18 protein-coding genes are annotated in these 18,670 nt (G+C 73.8%); 10 read left to right on the top strand and 8 right to left on the bottom strand.

Annotation, left to right across the window (positions count from 1 at the left end):
• The first annotated feature begins 70 nt into the window (after positions 1–70).
• Positions 71–676 (top strand): MarC family protein, encoded by a 606-nt coding sequence (locus ACIQ8B_RS06650; RefSeq protein ID WP_290011044.1) that lies wholly within the window; start codon positions 71–73, stop codon positions 674–676.
• Positions 677–804: 128 nt separating this feature from the next.
• On the opposite strand, the gene ACIQ8B_RS06645 is transcribed toward ACIQ8B_RS06650, so the two are convergent.
• Positions 805–957 (bottom strand): hypothetical protein, encoded by a 153-nt coding sequence (locus tag ACIQ8B_RS06645; protein ID WP_106412579.1) that lies wholly within the window; start codon positions 955–957, stop codon positions 805–807.
• A gap of 228 nt (positions 958–1,185) precedes the next feature.
• Between ACIQ8B_RS06645 and ACIQ8B_RS06640 the strand changes: the two genes are divergently transcribed.
• On the top strand, positions 1,186–2,079 hold the full coding sequence (locus tag ACIQ8B_RS06640) for an NYN domain-containing protein (RefSeq protein ID WP_290011043.1): 894 nt from the start codon (positions 1,186–1,188) through the stop codon (positions 2,077–2,079).
• Here ACIQ8B_RS06640 and ACIQ8B_RS06635 read toward each other — a convergent pair.
• From ACIQ8B_RS06635 to ACIQ8B_RS06625, 3 genes are all read right to left on the bottom strand, one after another.
• Positions 2,076–2,549, bottom strand: coding sequence for a hypothetical protein (locus tag ACIQ8B_RS06635; RefSeq protein ID WP_403545754.1), 474 nt, complete (start codon positions 2,547–2,549; stop codon positions 2,076–2,078). The genes ACIQ8B_RS06640 and ACIQ8B_RS06635 overlap by 4 nt on opposite strands.
• Positions 2,546–3,418 (bottom strand): alpha/beta fold hydrolase, encoded by an 873-nt coding sequence (locus tag ACIQ8B_RS06630; RefSeq protein WP_403545752.1) that lies wholly within the window; start codon positions 3,416–3,418, stop codon positions 2,546–2,548. Before ACIQ8B_RS06630 ends, ACIQ8B_RS06635 begins: the two co-directional genes overlap by 4 nt.
• A gap of 81 nt (positions 3,419–3,499) precedes the next feature.
• Positions 3,500–5,836 (bottom strand): DEAD/DEAH box helicase, encoded by a 2,337-nt coding sequence (locus ACIQ8B_RS06625; RefSeq protein WP_403545751.1) that lies wholly within the window; start codon positions 5,834–5,836, stop codon positions 3,500–3,502.
• A 492-nt stretch (positions 5,837–6,328) separates the two neighbouring features.
• Here ACIQ8B_RS06625 and ACIQ8B_RS06620 point away from each other — a divergent pair, with 492 nt between their 5' ends.
• A complete protein-coding gene (locus ACIQ8B_RS06620) occupies positions 6,329–7,084 on the top strand; it encodes a ferritin-like domain-containing protein (RefSeq protein ID WP_106412575.1) in 756 nt (251 codons plus the stop codon).
• A 315-nt stretch (positions 7,085–7,399) separates the two neighbouring features.
• Here the strand turns inward: ACIQ8B_RS06620 and ACIQ8B_RS06615 are convergent, their stop codons facing one another.
• From ACIQ8B_RS06615 to ACIQ8B_RS06600, 4 genes are all read right to left on the bottom strand, one after another.
• A complete protein-coding gene (locus ACIQ8B_RS06615) occupies positions 7,400–7,666 on the bottom strand; it encodes a hypothetical protein (RefSeq protein WP_106416252.1) in 267 nt (88 codons plus the stop codon).
• Between the two features lie 213 nt (positions 7,667–7,879).
• Positions 7,880–8,107 (bottom strand): DUF3107 domain-containing protein, encoded by a 228-nt coding sequence (locus tag ACIQ8B_RS06610; RefSeq protein ID WP_106412574.1) that lies wholly within the window; start codon positions 8,105–8,107, stop codon positions 7,880–7,882.
• Positions 8,108–8,255: 148 nt separating this feature from the next.
• Complete coding sequence (locus tag ACIQ8B_RS06605) at positions 8,256–8,900, bottom strand: TetR/AcrR family transcriptional regulator (RefSeq protein ID WP_106416251.1); 645 nt, start codon at positions 8,898–8,900, stop codon at positions 8,256–8,258.
• Positions 8,901–9,112: 212 nt separating this feature from the next.
• Entirely contained in the window at positions 9,113–9,340 is a 228-nt protein-coding gene (locus ACIQ8B_RS06600; RefSeq protein WP_403545748.1) for a hypothetical protein, read from the bottom strand.
• A 265-nt stretch (positions 9,341–9,605) separates the two neighbouring features.
• Between ACIQ8B_RS06600 and ACIQ8B_RS06595 the strand changes: the two genes are divergently transcribed.
• The 7 genes from ACIQ8B_RS06595 to moeZ all read left to right on the top strand — a co-directional run bounded on the left by ACIQ8B_RS06595 (position 9,606) and on the right by moeZ (position 18,590).
• Positions 9,606–10,664 carry an alpha/beta fold hydrolase gene (locus ACIQ8B_RS06595; RefSeq protein WP_403545746.1) on the top strand — a complete coding sequence of 353 codons (1,059 nt, stop codon included), beginning with the start codon at positions 9,606–9,608 and terminating at the stop codon, positions 10,662–10,664.
• Between the two features lie 8 nt (positions 10,665–10,672).
• Positions 10,673–12,394: a DUF3152 domain-containing protein gene (locus ACIQ8B_RS06590; protein ID WP_403545744.1), complete on the top strand. Its 1,722-nt coding sequence runs from the start codon at positions 10,673–10,675 to the stop codon at positions 12,392–12,394.
• A 278-nt stretch (positions 12,395–12,672) separates the two neighbouring features.
• On the top strand, positions 12,673–14,349 hold the full coding sequence (locus tag ACIQ8B_RS06585; RefSeq protein WP_403545742.1) for a DUF3492 domain-containing protein: 1,677 nt from the start codon (positions 12,673–12,675) through the stop codon (positions 14,347–14,349).
• Positions 14,346–15,494 (top strand): hypothetical protein, encoded by a 1,149-nt coding sequence (locus ACIQ8B_RS06580; RefSeq protein WP_403545740.1) that lies wholly within the window; start codon positions 14,346–14,348, stop codon positions 15,492–15,494. The genes ACIQ8B_RS06585 and ACIQ8B_RS06580 overlap by 4 nt, the downstream gene beginning before the upstream one ends.
• A gap of 100 nt (positions 15,495–15,594) precedes the next feature.
• Positions 15,595–16,599, top strand: a complete 1,005-nt coding sequence (locus ACIQ8B_RS06575; protein WP_403545738.1) for an NAD-dependent epimerase/dehydratase family protein — start codon at positions 15,595–15,597, stop codon at positions 16,597–16,599.
• A complete protein-coding gene (locus ACIQ8B_RS06570) occupies positions 16,587–17,348 on the top strand; it encodes a spherulation-specific family 4 protein (protein WP_403545736.1) in 762 nt (253 codons plus the stop codon). Before ACIQ8B_RS06575 ends, ACIQ8B_RS06570 begins: the two co-directional genes overlap by 13 nt.
• Before the next feature lie 63 nt (positions 17,349–17,411).
• The gene (gene moeZ / locus ACIQ8B_RS06565) at positions 17,412–18,590 is read left to right on the top strand and encodes an adenylyltransferase/sulfurtransferase MoeZ (RefSeq protein WP_290011032.1); all 1,179 of its coding nucleotides are present in this window, start codon (positions 17,412–17,414) and stop codon (positions 18,588–18,590) included.
• Positions 18,591–18,670 lie beyond the last annotated feature (80 nt).

The raw sequence follows: 18,670 nt of genomic DNA, 5'->3' as shown, positions 1-18,670 counted from the left end.
CCCTGCTCCCCCTCCCTCGCCTTTCTCTTCGTCCCTCCCTTTTCCTTCCTCGTTCTCGCGCAAGGCAGTCATGTTCGACGTCGCCGTCTTCGGCTCTCTCTTCCTGACCCTTTTCGTCATCATGGATCCCCCGGGGATCACCCCGATCTTCCTCGCGCTGACCGCGGGCCGCCCGGCCAAGGCGCAGCGGCGCATGGCCTTCCAGGCCGTCTGTGTGGCGGGCGGCGTGATCACCGTCTTCGGTCTGCTCGGCCACCAGATCCTGGACTACCTGCACGTCTCCATCCCGGCGCTGATGATCGCCGGCGGTCTGCTGCTCCTGCTGATCGCGCTGGACCTGCTCACCGGCAAGACCGACGAGCCCAAGCAGACCAAGGACGTCAACGTCGCGCTGGTCCCGCTGGGCATGCCGCTGCTGGCCGGGCCGGGCGCGATCGTGTCGGTCATCCTCGCCGTGGAGAAGGCCGACAGCGTCACGGGGCAGGTGTCGGTCTGGTCGGCGATCCTCGCCATCCACGTCGTCCTGTGGCTGGTGATGCGCTACTCGCTGCTGATCATCCGGGTCATCAAGGACGGCGGCGTGGTGCTGGTGACACGGCTGGCGGGCATGATGCTCTCCGCCATCGCCGTCCAGCAGATCATCAACGGCGTCACACAGGTGATCCAGGGCGTCTGACCCGCGCCCGGACCCGGTGCCGCGAGACACACCGGAGCCCCCGTACCGAGCAGGTACGGGGGCTCCTCAAGCATGCGCACAGTGCACCGGGAAGCGGCTCGTACGGCCGCCCACCCGCGGTGCGGGGGTTACGAGGCCGGTGTGTCGGCCGGGCGGATCCACAGACGCTGCCCCACGGCGGCAGCCTGCTGAACGATGCGGTTGACGGAGGCGGCGTCCACGACGGTCGAGTCCACGGGCGTGCCGTCGATGTCGTCGAGTCGCATGATTTCGAAGCGCAAGGGCTTCTCCCTTCGTCTGGTCATCCTCCTGAAGGAGAACTACTGGGTGAAGGCCCACGGACCGGACGGGTCCGTGTGCCGCACAGGGTCCAACGGGCTGTGTGGTGCAAACATTCCCTACACTAAGGAAAACTTTCAATCGGTTAAATACTGACGAGTAAGGCTTTCGAAGAGGACCGACCGGGACCGGTTGTGTTCGTAGCGTGACCAGCGGAACAATGACAGGTGATGAACGACGACCTCACGGCCCTGCACGCCCGTATCGACCGCACGAACGAGCTGCTCCAGCGCATGCTCGCCGAGGTGGCCAAGACGCCCTCGACCCACGCGATCTTCGTGGACGCCGGCTACCTCTACGCGGCCGCCGGGCGACTCGTCGCGGGGACGGAGGACCGCCGCGCCTTCGACCTCGACGCCGAGGGGCTGATCGACGCGCTCATCGACCGCGCCCGCACCGTCTTCGCCGACAGCAGGCTGCTGCGCGTCTACTGGTACGACGGCGCCCGGCGCCGCATCCACACCGCCGAGCAGCAGTCCATCGCCGAACTGCCCGACGTCAAGGTCCGCCTCGGCAACCTCAACGCCAACAACCAGCAGAAGGGCGTCGACTCCCTGATCCGCTCCGACCTGGAGTCACTGGCCCGGCACCGCGCCATCAGCGACGCGGCCCTGCTCGGCGGCGACGAGGACCTGGTCTCCGCCGTCGAGGCGGCCCAGGGCTACGGCGCCCGGGTCCACCTGTGGGGCATCGAGGCGCCCGAGGGCCGCAACCAGGCCGAGCCGCTGCTCTGGGAGGTCGACAGCCAGCGCACCCTCGACCTGGACTTCTTCAAGCCCTACGTCTCCCGGCGCACGGCGCCCGCGTACGAACCGGCGGGCGGCCGGCCCACCCGCGAGGACGTCCGCTTCGTCGGCGCGCAGATCGCCGCGAAGTGGCTGGTCTCGCGCGGCCGCGAACCCATGATGGAACTGCTCCCCGGCCACCCGTACCTGCCCGGCTCCGTCGACCAGGACCTCCTGGTCGAGGCCGAAGGACTCCTCCAGTACTCCCTCCGCGGCCAGGCCGACCTCCGCCGCGCCCTCCGCGACGGCTTCTGGGACCACCTGCAGGCGCAGTACTAGGCCGGCGGGATCTCCGCGGGGCCGTCCCGGCCGACGGTGACCGCCCAGGTCACGCCGGACGGTGCGGTCACGCGCACGGTCCCGGCCCGGTGGGCGGCCGGCAGGGCGAGGGTGTGGGACGTGACGGCGGGCTTCCCGGCGCCGCACGCGACCGGGAAGTCCGCGTGCAGCACGGGTATCCGCACCTGCACGGTCCCGGCGCCCCGGCAGCTGACGGCGACGGTCAGGACCTCGCCCCGGTCGCCGGGCGCGTAGGAGAAGGCCGCGTTGCCGTGGGCGGGGCCGTGCGCGCCGGCCGTGCCGCCGTCGAGCGCCGGCGGGGTCACCGGGGCGCTCGGCCGGGCAGCGGGACCGCTGCCGGCGGTGGCCGGCGGGGAGGGGGCGGGGCGGCCGGGGGTGTCCGCCCCCGACGTGCAGCCGACGGCCGCCGAGAGCAGGATCAGGGCGCCGGCGCTGCGGGCGTGGTTCATGAGGCCGCCAAGGTGTCGAAGAAGTCGGCGAGGGCCTGGGCGGTGGGGACGGGGCGGTCGACGGTGGGCGTGTGACCGGCACCGTCGACGATCGTACGGCGGGCCGACAGGCGGCGGGCCATGGCGTCGAGGTCCGGGACCGGCCAGGTGTCGTCGTGCGAACCGGAGAGGACGTGGAACGGCAGCGGGACGGCGGCCAGTTCCGCGACCCGGTCCGGCTCGGTGCACAACTGCCGTCCGGTGGCGATCAGTTGTGCGGGCTTGGTGCTCAGCCAGCGTTTCCTGAGCTGCTCCGGGCCGCCGATTCCGCGTGCGGGGCCGCCCACTTCCTCCGGCGGGCCCATCGCCAGGATCGCCTCCCAGCACTCCTCCATCGACATCACCGCAAGAGCGTCCCGCAGCAGCTTCACCCGCTGTTCCTGGGAAACGGGGACGCGGGCGGCGCCCGAGGACACGAGCGTCAGCGAGCGGAAGGGGGAGTGGTCCAGCACGACGGCCGCGCGGGCGATCTGACCGCCCATCGAATGGCCGACGAGATGCACGGGAGCGTCGCAGGCGCGCGCCTGCGCCAGCACGTCCTTCGCCAACTCGTCCTGTGCGTACGCCGCTTCGTCGTCGGCGGGGCCGTCCGACCCGTGCTGGCCGCGCCCGTCCACGGCGACGGCACGGTAGCCGCGCGCCGCGAGCGGTGCGAGGACCAGCGTGAAGTCCTCCTTGCTGCCGGTGTATCCGGGCAGGAGCAGCACGGTTCCCCGCGCCGGGGTCCCGGCGGCCGGCGGAACGTCCAGGACGGCAAACTCGCCCCGCGCGGTGGGGAGCCGGCGAGGGCGGAGGGCGGGGAGGTGAGCGGGGGAGGAGGTGGTGATCACCCGGGTGAGGGTAGCGGGGCGCGCACACGCCGACGGCCCGGCCCCGCGAGCGGGGACCGGGCCGTCGGCGTCGGTGCGGTGTCAGCTCTCCGCGGGGGCCGCGGCCTTACGGGTGCGGCGGACCTTCGGCTCCGCCGTCTCCGTGGCCTCCGGCGCGGACGCGGCGACCTTGCGGGTCCGGCGGCGCGGCGCGGTGGCCTCAGCGGTCTCCCCTTCCGGAGCGGCCTGCGCCGGCACCGTCTTGCGGGTGCGGCGCGGCTTGGCCTCGGCGCCCTCGGCCGCGTCCACGGCGGCCTCCGCCTTCTTGGCCGCGGTCTTCCGCGTGCGCTTCGGCTTCTCCGCGGCCCCGGCCTCCGGCGCGGACTGCGCCGGGATCTCCACGGCCTCCGCCTCGGCGGCCTTGCGCGTCCGGCGGCGCGGCGCGGTCTCGGCGCCCTCGGCCGCGTCCACGGCGGCCTCCGCCTTCTTGGCCGCGGTCTTCCGCGTGCGCTTCGGCGCGGCCTCTGCGGCCTCGGCCGTGGCGTCGGCCTCGGCGGCGACCGCCTTCTTGCGGGTGCGGCGCGGCTTGGCCTCGGCGGTGACGGTGCCTTCGGCGGTCTCGACCGCGGTCTCCGCCTTCGCGGCGGCCTTACGGGTGCGCTTCGGCGCGGCCTCGGCGACCTCCGTCACGCCCTCGGCGGTGTCGACCGCCGTCCCGGCGGTCTCGGCGGTCTCGGCGGTCTGGGCCGTCTTGCGGGTGCGGCGACGGCGCGGCGCGGTGTCCTCCGCCGGAGCGGGCTCCGCCGTGGCGGACTCCTCGGCTGCGGGCTCCGGGACCGACGGCTGGTCCGCCACGTCCTGGGCCTGCTCGGCCGACCGGCGGGTGCGGCGACGGCGCGGCTTCTCGGCGGAGGCCGCGGGCGTCTCGAGGCCGTCCGCCGACGGGCCCTCGGCCGTGTCGAGGGCGGTCTCCGCCGCCCCCTGCTCCACCGGGCTCACCGCGGCGGCGGTGGCCCCGCCGCGGGTGCGGCGACGACGGCGCGGGGTGCGCGCGGGGGCCTCACCGGCCTCCGTCTCCCCGGCGTCCACGGAGGCCGCCGCGGCGGACTGCGGGCCCGTCTCGTCGACCGGCGCCCCGCCACGGGTACGGCGACGGCGGCGCGGCGTGCGCGGCGACGCCTCACGCTCCTCGGAACGGGAACCGCGGCGCCCGTCACGGCCGTCACGGCCGCGCGGTCCACGGCCGCCGACCTCGCCCAGGTCCTCGATCTCCTCCGCCTCCAGCCCGGCCCGGGTGCGCTCCGACCGGGGCAGGACGCCCTTGGTGCCCTCGGGGATGCCCAGGTCCGTGTACAGGTGCGGGGAGGTGGAGTAGGTCTCCGCCGGGTCGCCGAGGCCCAGGTCCAGCGCCTTGTTGATCAGCTGCCAGCGCGGGATGTCGTCCCAGTCGACCAGCGTGATCGCCGTACCCTTCGCGCCCGCGCGGCCGGTGCGGCCGATGCGGTGCAGGTACGTCTTCTCGTCCTCGGGGGACTGGTAGTTGATGACGTGCGTGACGCCCTCGACGTCGATGCCGCGCGCGGCGACGTCGGTGCAGACGAGCACGTCCACCTTGCCGTTGCGGAAGGCGCGCAGGGCCTGCTCGCGGGCGCCCTGGCCGAGGTCGCCGTGGACCGCGCCGGAGGCGAAGCCGCGCTGCTTCAGCTGGTCGGCCAGGTCTGCGGCGGTGCGCTTGGTGCGGCAGAAGACCATGACCAGGCCACGGCCGTCGGCCTGCAGTATCCGCGCGACCATCTCGGGCTTGTCCATGTTGTGCGCGCGGTAGACGAACTGCTTGGTGTTCGCGACCGTGGCGCCCTCGTCGTCCGGCGCGGTGGCGCGGATGTGCGTGGGCTGCGACATGTAGCGGCGGGCCAGGCCGATGACCGCGCCCGGCATGGTGGCCGAGAACAGCATGGTCTGCCGCTTCACCGGAAGCAGGTTGATGATCTTCTCGACGTCGGGCAGGAAGCCGAGGTCCAGCATCTCGTCGGCCTCGTCGAGGACGAGGGCCTTGACGTGGGACAGGTCCAGCTTCTTCTGCCCGGCGAGGTCGAGCAGCCGGCCCGGGGTGCCGACGACCACGTCGACGCCCTTCTTCAGCGCCTCGACCTGCGGCTCGTAGGCCCGGCCGCCGTAGATCGCGGTGACGCGCACGTTCCGCACCTTGCCGGCGGTCAGCAGGTCGTTGGTGACCTGCGTGCACAGCTCGCGGGTGGGGACGACGACCAGCGCCTGCGGCGTGTCGGTGAGGTCCTCGGGCTTCGCGCGGCCCGCCTCCACGTCGGCGGGGACGGTGACCCGATCGAGGAGCGGAAGGCCGAAGCCGAGCGTCTTTCCGGTGCCGGTTTTGGCCTGGCCGATGACGTCCGTGCCCGACAGGGCCACGGGGAGCGTCATCTCCTGGATGGGGAAGGGTGTGGTGATGCCGACGGCTTCAAGGGCTTCGGCGGTCTCGGGGAGGATCCCGAGCTCTCGGAACGTCGTAGTCAGGGTGCTGCCTCTTCTGTGTGCGCGGTGCGAGGCGAGCGCGGGGGTCGTGTAGGGACCGTGCCGGGGACGACGGCTGCCATACGGTCGGGGCCGTAGGACACGGGACCACTGCCGACGCTCGAGCGCTCGTACCGCTGAGGTGTCCCTCCGGACTCCGTACGCGATGTGCCGTACGACTTCAGAGGGCTGTCGGGTCGGAGCCGATCGGGCCACCGACCGGGCATCCTCATATGCATGCGGCCCGTCGGGCACGTCCGAGTACGTCGGAATGCTCAGCAGGCGCATTACCACCATACCCCGGATTCGCGCACACGCCATGGCCGATTTGGTCACGTAGCCGTCGTCACACCGATCGGCCGGGATCCTCCGGGGCGGGCCGGGCGGACTATTGTGCGCAGCATGACGAGCCCTGACAGCCCTGACAACGCCGCAGACACCCCCGAGACCCCCGCCGAACGGACCGGCGTCGCCGCCATGGACTGGGCCGCCGCCTCCGCCGACCCCCAGTACCGCGCCGCTGTCGTGGATCTGCTCGGCGCGCTCGCGTACGGGGAGCTGGCGGCGTTCGAGCGGCTCGCGGAGGACGCCAAGCTGGCGCCGACGATGGCGGACAAGGCGGAGCTGGCGAAGATGGCCTCGGCGGAGTTCCACCACTTCGAGCGGCTGCGGGACCGGCTGGCCGAGATCGGCGAGGAGCCGACGCAGGCCATGGAGCCGTTCGTCGCCGCCTACGACGGCTTCCACAAGCAGACGGCGCCGTCCGACTGGCTGGAGGGCCTGGTCAAGGCGTACGTGGGCGACTCCATCGCCAGCGACTTCTACCGCGAGGTCGCGGCGCGCCTGGACTCCGACACCCGCGCGCTGGTCCTGGCCGTCCTGGACGACACGGGGCACGGCGGTTTCGCCGTGGAGAAGGTGCGCGCGGCGATCGAGGCGGACCCGCGCGTCGGCGGACGGCTCGCGCTGTGGGCGCGCCGGCTGATGGGCGAGGCGCTGTCCCAGTCCCAGCGGGTGGTCGCCGACCGGGACGCGCTGTCGACGATGCTCGTGGGCGGCGTCGCGGACGGGTTCGACCTGGCGGAGGTCGGCCGCATGTTCTCCCGCATCACGGAGGCCCACACCAAGCGGATGGCGGCGCTGGGTCTGGCCGCCTGACGGCACCGGCGCAGGTGCCCGACCGCCGCGGCCGGACGGTCCCCCGGGGGAGGCGTCAGGGGCGGCGGCCCGACGACGGTGGCCCCGGTGCGGTCCGGCGGGGCGCACGGCAGCCTGGTGGCCGGCCGGACGGGGCCGGGGAGGCGGTCGGTCGCGGTGGCCGGTGCCCGGTGTCCGGCCGAAGAGGCGGACGACGGCTCGGCAGGGCGGACGGAGCCTGGTGGCCGACGGGGCGGGGCCGGGGAGGCGGTCGGTCGCGGTGGCCGGCGTTCCGGTGCCCGGCCGAGGAGGTGGGCGACCGTCCGGCAAGGGCGGTCAGGCCGTCGCAGAGTGGCGGAGGCGGCCCGCGGGGCGCAGCAGCAGGGACAGCGAGGCGGCCGAGACGATCGCCGAGCCGAGCAGCATCGTCAGCAGGTTGCCCGCGTCCAGCGCGGTGTTCATGAGGAAGGCGCCGAAGAGCGCTCCGGCCACACCGGTCGCCAGGACCAGCGCGCGCCGGGGGAGCCGGTGCGACAGGCGGTGGTACGCCCCCCACGCCAGGGCCAGGCCGAGGATCGCGGAGCTGAGCGCTTCCAGAAGCATGTCGGGGTCCCTCCCACACGGCCGGCCTGCTCGTCCAGGTTTTTGTCCTGTCCCGACTTACCCCTGACCTGCGGAATCCAATCCACTCCGGACGGCATCGGGTGTAGGCCGTCCGGGGGTTTCCCGGTCCCGGACCGGACCCGGACACGAGAGAGGGGCCCGGCGGTGAGAACCGCCGGGCCCCTCTCCTGCGCGTTCCGCTCCCGGCCCGCCCTACAGCGCGCCGAAGCCCACCTTGCGCGGGGCCGGCTCGCCGATCTCGACGTAGGCGAGACGGTCGGCCGGGACCAGGATCTTGCGGCCGTGCTCGTCCACGAGGCTCAGCAGCTGCGACTTCCCGGCCAGCGCCTCGCTCACCACGCGCTCGACCTCCTCGGCGCTCTGACCGCTCTCCAGAACGATCTCGCGGGGCGCGTGCTGCACGCCGATCTTGACCTCCACGGCTATGTCCCTCCGACGGTCAGTGAAGTGCGCGACCTTCCGCGCCGTACCTGCACACATTAGCCCGGTGAGGGGATCCGCACGCTCCGCCCGGCAACGCCAACAGCGAACAGCCGGCGGGAACAAACGACCGCCGGCCTCCCGCCGGTCAGTGGTGCTGGTCGCTGCCGTGCAGCGGGAACCCGGCGATGCCCCGCCAGGCCAGCGAGGTCAGCAGCTGCACCGCCTGGTCGCGCGGCACACTGCGGTCGCTGTGCAGCCAGGACCGCGCCACCACCTGGGCGAGCCCGCCGAGCCCCGACGCCAGCAGCATCGACTCCGCGCGCGACAGGCCGGTGTCCTCGGCGATGACGTCGCAGATGGCCTCCGCGCAGTCGTTGGTGACCTTGTCGACGCGCTCGCGCACGGCGGGCTCGTTCGTCAGGTCCGACTCGAAGACCAGGCGGAAGGCACCGCCGTCGTCCTCGACGTACGCGAAGTAGGCGTCCATGGTCGCCCGCACGCGCTGCTTGTTGTCCGTCGTCGACGCCAGCGCGTGCCGCACCGACTGGATCAGCGCCTCGCAGTGCTGGTCCAGCAGCGCCAGGTACAGGTCGAGCTTGCCGGGGAAGTGCTGGTACAGCACCGGCTTGCTCACACCCGCGCGCTCGGCGATGTCGTCCATCGCCGCCGCGTGGTAACCCTGCGCGACGAAGACCTCCTGGGCGGCGCCCAGCAACTGGTTCCGCCGGGCACGGCGCGGAAGGCGTGTACCCCTCGGACGTACCGCGTCCGTCTGCTCGATGGCTGTCACGCCGCCTCCCATTGTCGTCCACATGCGGGGTGAGCCGCGCCGCCATCGTACTTTTCGGTAATCCTGATGTGCGCGGTGCACGTGCAGGATTTCACGGACCGGACAGCGGAAGAAGTGGTACGGACGGTTTCAAACGCTGTCGGAGCGGGCAAGGACTGTCCCCTTCCGGGTCGCTGACGTCCCGGTCGCCGACGTCCCGGCCGGAGCGCTCCTCACCGGTAGTCGTCCTCGTCGAGCGAGACGACACGGGTCTGTTCCACCAGGTCAGCCTCGTTCGCGCGGCCGGGGTCGACATCGGTCAGCGGGTCGTCCTCCTCCAGCCGCACCTCCGTCTGCTGCTCGGTCGCGTCGACCTCCGGCGCCTCGACGTCGTACTCCAGGCCCTCCTGCACGCCCTCGTCCTCCTCGAACGTCTCGGGATCGGTCGGATCCACGGCCATCGCCGGGCTCCCTTCTCGGTCACGCCCCCGAGGCATGCGGGGGCCACGTACGGGTGCCCTCTGTACGAGCCTAGGAGACACCCGATTTCGACGCCATGCGATCCGCGGCCGGAGCGTGACGCGGACGCGCGCCCGGCGCGAAGAGGCTGCGAAGCGGGTGCGGAGGGGGCGCGAAGCGGGTGCGACAGCGGCGCACGGAGGCACGCGGCAATCCTGTGACACCGAACACATGAACCAGGGTGTGATCGTCTCGTAACATTGCCGCATGTCTTCGACCGAGCTGCCGTCCGTGCCGCCCACCAGCGCGCTGCCCGAGTCGGCGGCGGTCAGGGTGGCCGAGGGCGAGCGGCTGAGGTCGGTGCGGCTGCCCGGCGTCACGCTCACGGTCAGATCCCGCCCGCCGGCCCGCGAAGGGCTCCCGCCCGCCTTCTTCGTCCACGGACTCGGCGGCTCTTCACTCAACTGGTCGCCCCTGATGGCCCTGCTGGACGACGTGGTCGACAGCGAGGCCGTGGACCTCCCCGGGTTCGGCGACTCCCCGCCGCCGGACGACGGCGACTACTCGATCACCGCGCACGCCCGCGCGGTGATCCGCTGTCTGGAGGCCACCGGCCGCGGACCGGTGCACCTCTTCGGCAACTCCCTCGGCGGCGCGGTCGCCACACGGGTCGCCGCCGTGCGCCCCGACCTCGTCCGCACCCTCACGCTCGTCTCCCCGGCCCTGCCCGAACTGCGCCCGCAGCGCACCGCCGTCCCCACCGGACTGCTGGCCGTGCCCGGGGTCGCACCGCTGTTCACCCGCCTCACCCGTGAGTGGACCGCCGAGCAACGGGTCCGCGGCGTGATGAACCTCTGCTACGGCGACCCCTCGCGGGTGACGCCGGAAGGCTTCCGGCACGCCGTGCAGGAGATGGAGCGGCGGCAGCGGCTGCCCTACTTCTGGGACGCGACGGCGCGCTCCGCGCGGGGGCTCGTCAGCGCCTACATGCTCGGTGGCCAGCAGGGACTGTGGCGTCAGGCCGAGCGGGTGCTCGCGCCGACCCTGCTCGTCTACGGCGGCCGGGACCAGCTCGTCGGCTTCCGCATGGCGCAGCGCGCCGCCCGCGCCTTCCGCGGCTCCCGGCTCGTGACACTCCCGGACGCGGGGCACGTGGCGATGATGGAGTATCCCGAGACCGTCGCGTTGTCGTTCCGTGAACTCCTGGCGGATACCGCGGATTCCGCGGACGAGGGGGATACTGTGCAGCCGGACGCACAGGGCGATCCGGGTCCGTCCGCCGACACCGGTGGCCCGACCACCACGACCGAGACGACGAGGGGCTGAGGCGCGACGTGGGACGCCACAGCCGTCGCGGACCCGCCCCGAAGGGCGACACCGCGGACACCGCCGCCGCCCGCGGCGCACGTGACGCGGCCGAGGCGCGGTACGACGAGGGCTGGGACGCCCGCCACGCGGCGGCGCAGGCACAGCAGCGGACACACCGGCCGCAGCCTGGCGCCGAGCAGGGGCACGGCCCGTCCCACGACGGGTCCTCCACCGGCACCCCGCCGCAGGGCACGCCGGTGCCCGGGTACGGGACGCCGGGGCACGGCAGGCCGGGTCAGGGCGTACCGCCGCTGCCGGACGGCTGGCAGCAGGACGGAACCCCGGCGCGGGGCGTACCGCGCCACGGCGGCGGCACACCCGCGCGGGGCACCCCCCGGTACGGCGATCCCGCGCAGGGTGCGCCTCGGTACGGGGACGGAACCCCTCCGCGCGGTGTGCCGCAGTACGGTGAGGCAACTTCCGCGCGTGGCGTCCCGCGTCCTGGGGACGGGACCCCCGCGCAGGGCATGCCTCGCCGCGGCGACGGAACCCCGCCGCCGGGTGTCCCCCGGTACGGGGACGGGACCCCCGCGCACGGCACCCCCCAAGTCCGGGGCGGGCACCCCGAGCAGCAGGAGCCCGGGGACGGCTGGGGGACGCTGCACGGACGCACCGCCGCCGGAGCCGGACACGGCGCGCAGGCCGCCGGGCAGGGCGTGCCCCTGCCTAGGCAGCGCCGGGCGCACCCCGAGGGGCCGCGCCGGGACTACGTGGAGGCGTTCGACGGCACCGACGACCTCTTCACCCCGCGCAAGCCCGTCACCCGTGGCCCGGCGGACCCCCACGGCACCGTCACCGACCGGGACAGCACTCCGGCCACCGGCGTCCCCTCGGCCACCGGCACCGCCGACGACGAGCCGCCGACGGGCGTCCCCGCGCAGACCAGGGGCGGCAAGGGGCGCGCGTTCACCGGGATAGCGGCCGCCGCCGTCACCACCGTGCTGGCCGTCGTCGTCGCCGGGCAGGTCGCCGACGAGCACGACACCCCCCGCGTCCAGGCACAGTCCGCCGGCGAGCAGGCGCGCGACGCGCGGGACTCCGCCTCGCGCGGGATCGACCGGGGGACGCCCGGGGCGGCCACGCCCCGTCCGCTGACGTACGAGCAGAAGATGGACCGGAAGTTCCGCCCGGCGGCCACCCGTGCGGGCACGGGGAAGTTCGACGCCGTCCGGGGGATCGACAAGGCGCCCGGCAAGGGGCGGAAGATCACGTACCGGGTGGATGTGGAGCGGGGGCTCGACCTCGACGGCGCCCTGTTCGCCGAGGCCGTGCACCGGACGCTCAACGACCGCCGGAGCTGGGCGCACGACGGCCTCGCCTTCGAGCGGATCGAGTCCGGACAGCCGGACTTCGTGATCACCCTGGCCAGCCCCGAGACGACCGCCGACTGGTGCGCCAAGTCCGGCCTGGACACCACCCAGGACAACGTCTCCTGCGACTCCGCGGCCACCGAGCGCGTGCTGATCAACGCCTTCCGGTGGGCGCAGGGCGCCGAGACGTACGGCGACGAGATGTTCGCCTACCGTCAGATGCTGATCAACCACGAGGTCGGCCACCGCCTCGGCCACAACCACGTCACCTGTGACAAGGACGGCGACCTGGCCCCGGTGATGCAGCAGCAGACCAAGTTCCTCGACCACGACGGGATCAGCTGCCGCCCCAACCCCTGGCCCTACCCCAAGGGCTAGGGTCCCGGCCGCCGGATCCACCGCCCCCTTCGCCACGGGGTGCGCGCCGGGTGACGGTCCCGGCCCGGCGCGCACCCGTAGTGCGCCGGTCTCAGCACGGCGAACGCGACCCGTGCACGGCGAACGCGATCCGTGCGGGAAAGTCACGCCCGTTCACCCCTTTTAGTGGCGTGATGGACAACCGTCCATCACGCCACCGTCCTGTCCGCATACGTTCGTCCCGCTGCGAGCCGCCGGGCCAACGGCGGCTCCCGAGACGGGAGAACGGGGGTGCACACGTGCGCATCGGACTGCTTACGGAGGGTGGCTATCCGTACGTGGGCGGTGAGGGCGGGGTGTGGTGCGACCGCCTGGTGCGCGGGCTCGACCGACACGAGTTCGACGTCTACGCGTTCAGCGCCGGCCAGGCCCAGGAGGACGCGGGCTGGGTCGAGCTGCCGCCCCAGGTCACCAGGGTGCGCACGGCACCGCTGTGGACCGCCGAGGAGGACGGGGTGGCGTACGGCCGCCGCGCACGCCGGCGCTTCACCGAGCACTACGGCGAACTGGCCGCCTCCCTCTGCACCGCCGCGGGGCCCGGCACCGCCGAGGCGGACCGTTTCGCCAGCGCCCTCCACGGACTCGCCGAGCTCTCCCGCGACGAGGGCGGACTGGTCGCCGCACTGCGTTCCGAGCAGGCCGTGCGCGCCCTGGAACGCGCCTGCCGCACGCCGGGAGCCCGCCGTGCGGCGCGCGAGGCCCGCGTCCCCGATCTGCTGACTGTCGCCGACCACCTGGAGCGCGCCCTGCGCCCCCTCTCCCTCGACTGGTACGAGGAGGACGGTCTCGGCGCGGTGGACCTCTGCCACGCCGCGTCCGGCGGCGCCGCGGCGCTCCCGGGCCTGCTCGCCCACCACTTCTTCGGCGTCCCGCTCCTGGTCACCGAGTACGGCGTGCGCCTGCGCACCCACTACCTCACGCGCCCCGACGCCACCCCCGCCGTGCGGTCGCTGCTCGCCGCCTTCCACGGCCTGCTGACCGCCGAGACCTACCGCACGGCCTCCTACCTCGTCCCCGGCGACGCCCACGCCCGCCGCTGGCAGGAGCGCTGCGGCGCCGACCGGGCCAAGCTGCGCACCATCCACCCCGGCATGGACGCGGCGCCGTTCGCGCGCGTCGGGGAGGACCGACCGGGGGACCGGGATCAGCGCGAACGGGCCGACCCGCACACGCTCGTCTGGATCGGCCGGGTGGAGCCCGCCAAGGACCTGGTCTCGCTGCTGCACGCCTTCGCGGAGATCCGCGCGACCGAGCCCGGAACCCGGCTGCGCATGGTCGGCCGCCCCTCCGGCCCGGAGGGCGACGCCTACCGCGGCCACTGCAGGGCCCTGGCCGCACAGCTCTTCCCGGACGAGGCCGGCGGCCCGCACGCCGTCGGGCGGAACCCGGTGTCCTTCGAGGAACTCGGCGGTCCCGGCGCGGAGACTGTCGCCGACGTCCACGCCGGCGGGACCGTCACCGTGCTCTCCAGCGTCGTCGAGGGGTTCCCGCACGGGCTGGTCGAGGCGATGTTCTGCGGACGCGCGACGGTCTCCACGGACGTCGGCGCGGTCGTCGAGGTGATCGGCGGCACCGGTCTCGTCGTACCGCCGCGCAATCCGCGGGCACTCGCCGAGGCGTGCGTCTCGCTGCTGCGCGACCCCGAGCGCCGTGCACGGCTCGGAGGGGCCGCGCGCGCCCGGGCGCTCGAACTGTTCAGCGTCGAGCAGAACGTCACGGCCTACCGCGGCCTCTACCTCGAGACCGTCGCGCGGACCCCGGTACGCCGGCCCGTCCTCGACGGCACCGGGGAGCCGCTGCCCTTCGCCGCGCCCGCCGAGGCCCACGTCCCCGGCCGCTGGACCGAACCCACCCCTCGCGCCGTCCCCACCTGGGCCGTGGAGACGCCGGAGCCCGTCACGGAGCCCGTCCGATGACCGACCTGAACGAACTCGACCGCCGCGCCGTGCCCGGCGCGGCCGACCCGGTCAAGGCGCTGCTGCACCGCCACCGCGGGCTGTGCGAACGCGCCGTGGACCCCTTGGAGATCGCGGCGGGCCTGGAGGCCCACGGCATCACCGACCGGACCGCCGCCCGCTTCCGCCACCGCGACGTCTTCTCCCTCGCGGAGGAGCTCTACGCCCGCGTCCCGCGCGACACCGGCACCGCGACGGACGGCCCCGCCGCACCGGACGCCCCGTGCCGGGAGGCGGCCGGCCGCCGGCCCGTCGCGGCGCTCCTGCTCCCGCTGCTGCCCGGCGCGCTCTGTGCTGCCTCCCTGGCCGTCCTGTTCCGCACCCACGGCCAGACCCGCCTGTACGCGGCGGCCATCGGCGCGCTCGCCGTCGCCCTCGCCCTGCGCGCCGCGCTGCGCCGCGGGCCGCTGGCCGTCCCCGACGGCCTCTCCTCCCGGCCGGCGGCCACCGGCTCCTGGACCTGCTGGCTCCTCGCCTACGCCGTGCTGGGCGACGGCCTGCTGCGCACCGCGATCGCCGGCGGCCCCGACGGACTGCCCGACGGCACCGCGGACGGCGACTGGCCGCTGACCCTCGCGCCGCTCCCGGCCCTCACTCTCGCCTGTGCGCCCGCGACCTGGGCGGCCGGTCTCTTCACCACCCGCGCCCGCCGCAAGCTCACCTCCAGCCGCGGCCTGGAGGACTTCGCGGCTTCGGTGCGGCCCGTGCTGCTGGGCGCGGTCGCCCTGTTCCTGGGGGCGCTGGCCGCGCTCGTCGCCCTGTGCGCGCCGTTCCTCGACACGGGGCGCTTCTCCCCGGCGGTCCTCGCGCTCGGCGCCCTCCTCTTCGTCGCCCGCCTGCTCACCGTGCACGGCTTCACCCACGCCCCGCGCGTGATCCTCATGCTCACCGCGGCCGCCCAGGTGCTCGCGCCCGCCACCGTCTTCGCGGCCCGGCTGCCCGGCTGTGCCGCGCTGGGCGTGCCGGTGGAGGCCCTCACCACCGCCTGGGGCCCCGCCGCCGTACCCGTCCTGACCTGCGGTGCGGGCGCCCTGACCCTGCTGGTCCACGCCTCCCGCACCCTCACCCGCGCCTCGGCGCACCAGCGGCCGGAGCAGCCGCGGTGACCGGCCGCGACGGCCGCGGCCCGGAGCACCCGACCCGATTCGAAGGAGAACCCCGCATGACCTGCCGTCCCGTCACCGACCACCGCGAAGGAGCCGACCGATGAGGGTCCTGCTGATCGGAGCCAACGGCTACCTCGGCCGCTTCGTGGCCGACCGCCTGCTCGCCGACCCCGCCGTCCAGCTCACCGCCCTCGGCCGCGGTGACGACGCCGACGTCCGCTTCGACCTCGCCACCGGCAGCCCCGGCGCCCTCACCCGCTTCCTCGACGCCGTCCACCCCGGTGTGGTCATCAACTGCGCGGGCGCCACCCGGGGCGGCGCCCGCGAACTCACCCGGCACAACACGGTCGCCGTCGCCACCGTCTGCGAGGCGCTGCGCCGCAGCGGCTGCGGGGCGCGACTCGTCCAGATCGGCTGCGGCTCCGAGTACGGGCCCAGCCAGCCGGGCTCCTCCACGGCCGAGGACGCCGTCCCCCGCCCCGGCGGCCCGTACGGCGTCAGCAAGCTCGCCGCCACCGAACTGGTCCTCGGCTCCGGCCTGGACGCCGTGGTGCTGCGGGTCTTCTCGCCCGTCGGCCCCGGCACCCCCGCCGGCTCCCCGCTCGGCCGGCTCGCCGAGGCGATGCGCCGCGCCATGCAGTCCGGCGACGGCGAGCTGAAGCTCGGCGGGCTCGGCGTCCAGCGCGACTTCGTCGACGTCCGTGACGTGGCCCGCGCCGTGCACGCCGCCTCGCTCTCCGCCGCGCAGGGCGTCATCAACATCGGCTCCGGCCGCGCCGTCCGCCTCCGGGACGCCGCCGCGCTCCTCGCCCGGGTGGCCGGCTACGGCGGCGCCCTCAACGAACTCGACGGCCTGCCGCACCACGGGCCCGTCCACGCCACGCACACCGCCCACGCGACCCACCTGCGGGCGACCGTCGGACACCCGCGCGCCGAGACGGACCACCACCCCGCCGCGACCGCCGCCTTCCCGTACCCCGACGGGTGCGGGGCCTGGCAGCAGGCCGACGTGCGCACCGCCCGCGACCGCCTCGGCTGGCGCCCCCGCATCAACCTCGAGGAGTCGCTGGCGGACATCTGGATGGAGGCGGCATGCCGTATCTGACCCGGCCGAGACAGGGAGCCACGGCCACCGGGCTCGGCACCGGCCTCGGCGTCCCGGGCGTCGCCCACCCGCTCCTCGCCCCCGACGAGTGGAACCGGCTCAACCGGCCCGGCACACCCCTGCACTGGGTGGTGCTGGACGTGGCCGACGGCCCCGGCGTCCAGCCGGACCCGCGCTGCCTGGAGGCGGCGGGCGGCCTGCGCAACGCGGGCGTGCGCGTCCTCGGCCACGTCGACACCGCCTACGGGCTGCGGAGCTTCGGGGAGATCGTCTCGGACGCCCACCGCTTCCTCGACTGGTACCGGGTCGACGGCTTCCTCCTCGACCGCTGCCCCGCCGGCCGCGAGGACCTGCCCGAGCTGCGGCGCACCGTCGCCACCCTCCGGGTGATCCACGAGGACGCCCACGTCGTCCTCGGCCACGGCACCCACCCGTACCCCGGCTACGCCGACCACGCCGACCAGCTCGTCACCTACTCCGGCCCGTGGAACGACTACCGCTGGTCCCAGGCGGCCGAGTGGACCGCCGACCATCCGCCCGAGCGGTTCTGCCACTTCGTGCACGGCGTGCCCCGGCCGCACATGGAGGAGGCGCTGCGCATCGCCCGCTGGCAGGGCGCCGCCACCGTCTACTTCACCGACCACTCGGACCGCGTCTCCGGCCGCGCGGGACCGGCGGATCCGTGGGGGCCGCTGCCCGGCTACTGGGACGACATCGTCTCGCGGGTCGGAACGGGTGTCTCGGAATGAAAAAGGCCGTGGCAGTGTTGGCGGGAGAACAACTGTAGTGATCGACCGACCAACGGAGTCCCCGTGTCGCTGCCACCCCTGGTCGAGCCGGCCCCCGAGCTCACCGTAGACGAGGTCCGCAGGTACTCCCGCCACCTGATCATCCCCGACGTGGGCATGGACGGGCAGAAGCGGCTGAAGAATGCCAAGGTGCTCTTTGTGGGCGCCGGCGGCCTGGGTTCGCCGGGTCTGATGTACATGGCCGCGGCGGGCGTCGGCACGCTCGGCATCGTGGAGTTCGACGAGGTCGACGAGTCGAACCTGCAGCGCCAGATCATCCACAGCCAGGCCGACATCGGCCGCCCCAAGGCCGAGTCCGCGCGTGACACGATCAAGGGCATCAACCCCTACGTGAACGTGGTCCTGCACAAGGAGCGGCTCGAGGCCGACAACGTGATGGACCTGTTCAGCCAGTACGACCTGATCGTCGACGGCACGGACAACTTCGCGACCCGCTACCTGGTCAACGACGCCTGCGTGCTGCTGAACAAGCCGTACGTGTGGGGCTCCATCTACCGCTTCGACGGCCAGGCCTCCGTCTTCTGGTCCGAGCACGGCCCCTGCTACCGCTGCCTCTACCCGGAGCCCCCGCCCCCCGGCATGGTTCCCTCCTGCGCCGAGGGCGGCGTCCTGGGCGTGCTCTGCGCGTCCATCGGCTCCATCCAGGCCAACGAGGCCATCAAGCTGCTGGCCGGCATCGGCGAGCCCCTCGTCGGCCGCCTGATGATCTACGACGCCCTGGAGATGCAGTACCGCCAGGTCAAGGTCCGCAAGGACCCGAACTGCGCCATCTGCGGGGAGAACCCGACCGTCACCGAGCTCATCGACTACGAGGCCTTCTGCGGCGTCGTGTCCGAGGAGGCCCAAGCGGCCGCCGCCGACTCCACGATCACTCCCAAGCAGCTCAAGGAGTGGATCGACGACGGCGAGAACGTCGAGCTCATCGACGTCCGCGAGCCGAACGAGTTCGAGATCGTCTCCATCCCGGGCGCCCGGCTGATCCCCAAGAACGAGTTCCTCATGGGCAACGCCCTGGAGGGCCTGCCGCAGGACAAGAAGATCGTCTTGAACTGCAAGACGGGTGTCCGCAGTGCGGAAGTCCTCGCGGTCCTGAAGTCCGCGGGCTTCTCCGACGCGGTCCACCTCGGCGGCGGCGTCATCGGCTGGGTCAACCAGATCGAGCCGGAGAAGCCGGTCTACTAGACCGCCCCGGCCGAAGCGGTCCTCCGGATCGCGCCGGCCGCCACCGGGTCCTCGTCGGGGGCTCCGGGCACCACCTCGGG

It is taken from the genome of Streptomyces sp. NPDC096105 (genome assembly GCF_044763335.1).
Lineage (GTDB): Bacteria > Actinomycetota > Actinomycetes > Streptomycetales > Streptomycetaceae > Streptomyces.
Note: the sequence above shows the minus strand (reverse complement) of the source record. Positions and strands in the feature narration are given on the sequence as shown.

What these genes read in the sequence shown, in the direction of transcription:
- ACIQ8B_RS06570 (WP_403545736.1), top strand. Translation starts at nt 16,587, where the DNA reads ATGCCGTATCTGACCCGGCCGAGACAGGGAGCCACGGCCACCGGGCTC.
- ACIQ8B_RS06650 (WP_290011044.1), top strand. Translation starts at nt 71, where the DNA reads ATGTTCGACGTCGCCGTCTTCGGCTCTCTCTTCCTGACCCTTTTCGTC.
- ACIQ8B_RS06635 (WP_403545754.1), bottom strand. Translation starts at nt 2,549, where the DNA reads ATGAACCACGCCCGCAGCGCCGGCGCCCTGATCCTGCTCTCGGCGGCC.
- ACIQ8B_RS06575 (WP_403545738.1), top strand. Translation starts at nt 15,595, where the DNA reads ATGAGGGTCCTGCTGATCGGAGCCAACGGCTACCTCGGCCGCTTCGTG.
- ACIQ8B_RS06600 (WP_403545748.1), bottom strand. Translation starts at nt 9,340, where the DNA reads ATGGCCGTGGATCCGACCGATCCCGAGACGTTCGAGGAGGACGAGGGC.
- ACIQ8B_RS06620 (WP_106412575.1), top strand. Translation starts at nt 6,329, where the DNA reads ATGACGAGCCCTGACAGCCCTGACAACGCCGCAGACACCCCCGAGACC.
- ACIQ8B_RS06625 (WP_403545751.1), bottom strand. Translation starts at nt 5,836, where the DNA reads ATGACGCTCCCCGTGGCCCTGTCGGGCACGGACGTCATCGGCCAGGCC.
- ACIQ8B_RS06595 (WP_403545746.1), top strand. Translation starts at nt 9,606, where the DNA reads ATGTCTTCGACCGAGCTGCCGTCCGTGCCGCCCACCAGCGCGCTGCCC.
- ACIQ8B_RS06640 (WP_290011043.1), top strand. Translation starts at nt 1,186, where the DNA reads ATGAACGACGACCTCACGGCCCTGCACGCCCGTATCGACCGCACGAAC.
- ACIQ8B_RS06580 (WP_403545740.1), top strand. Translation starts at nt 14,346, where the DNA reads ATGACCGACCTGAACGAACTCGACCGCCGCGCCGTGCCCGGCGCGGCC.
- ACIQ8B_RS06615 (WP_106416252.1), bottom strand. Translation starts at nt 7,666, where the DNA reads ATGCTTCTGGAAGCGCTCAGCTCCGCGATCCTCGGCCTGGCCCTGGCG.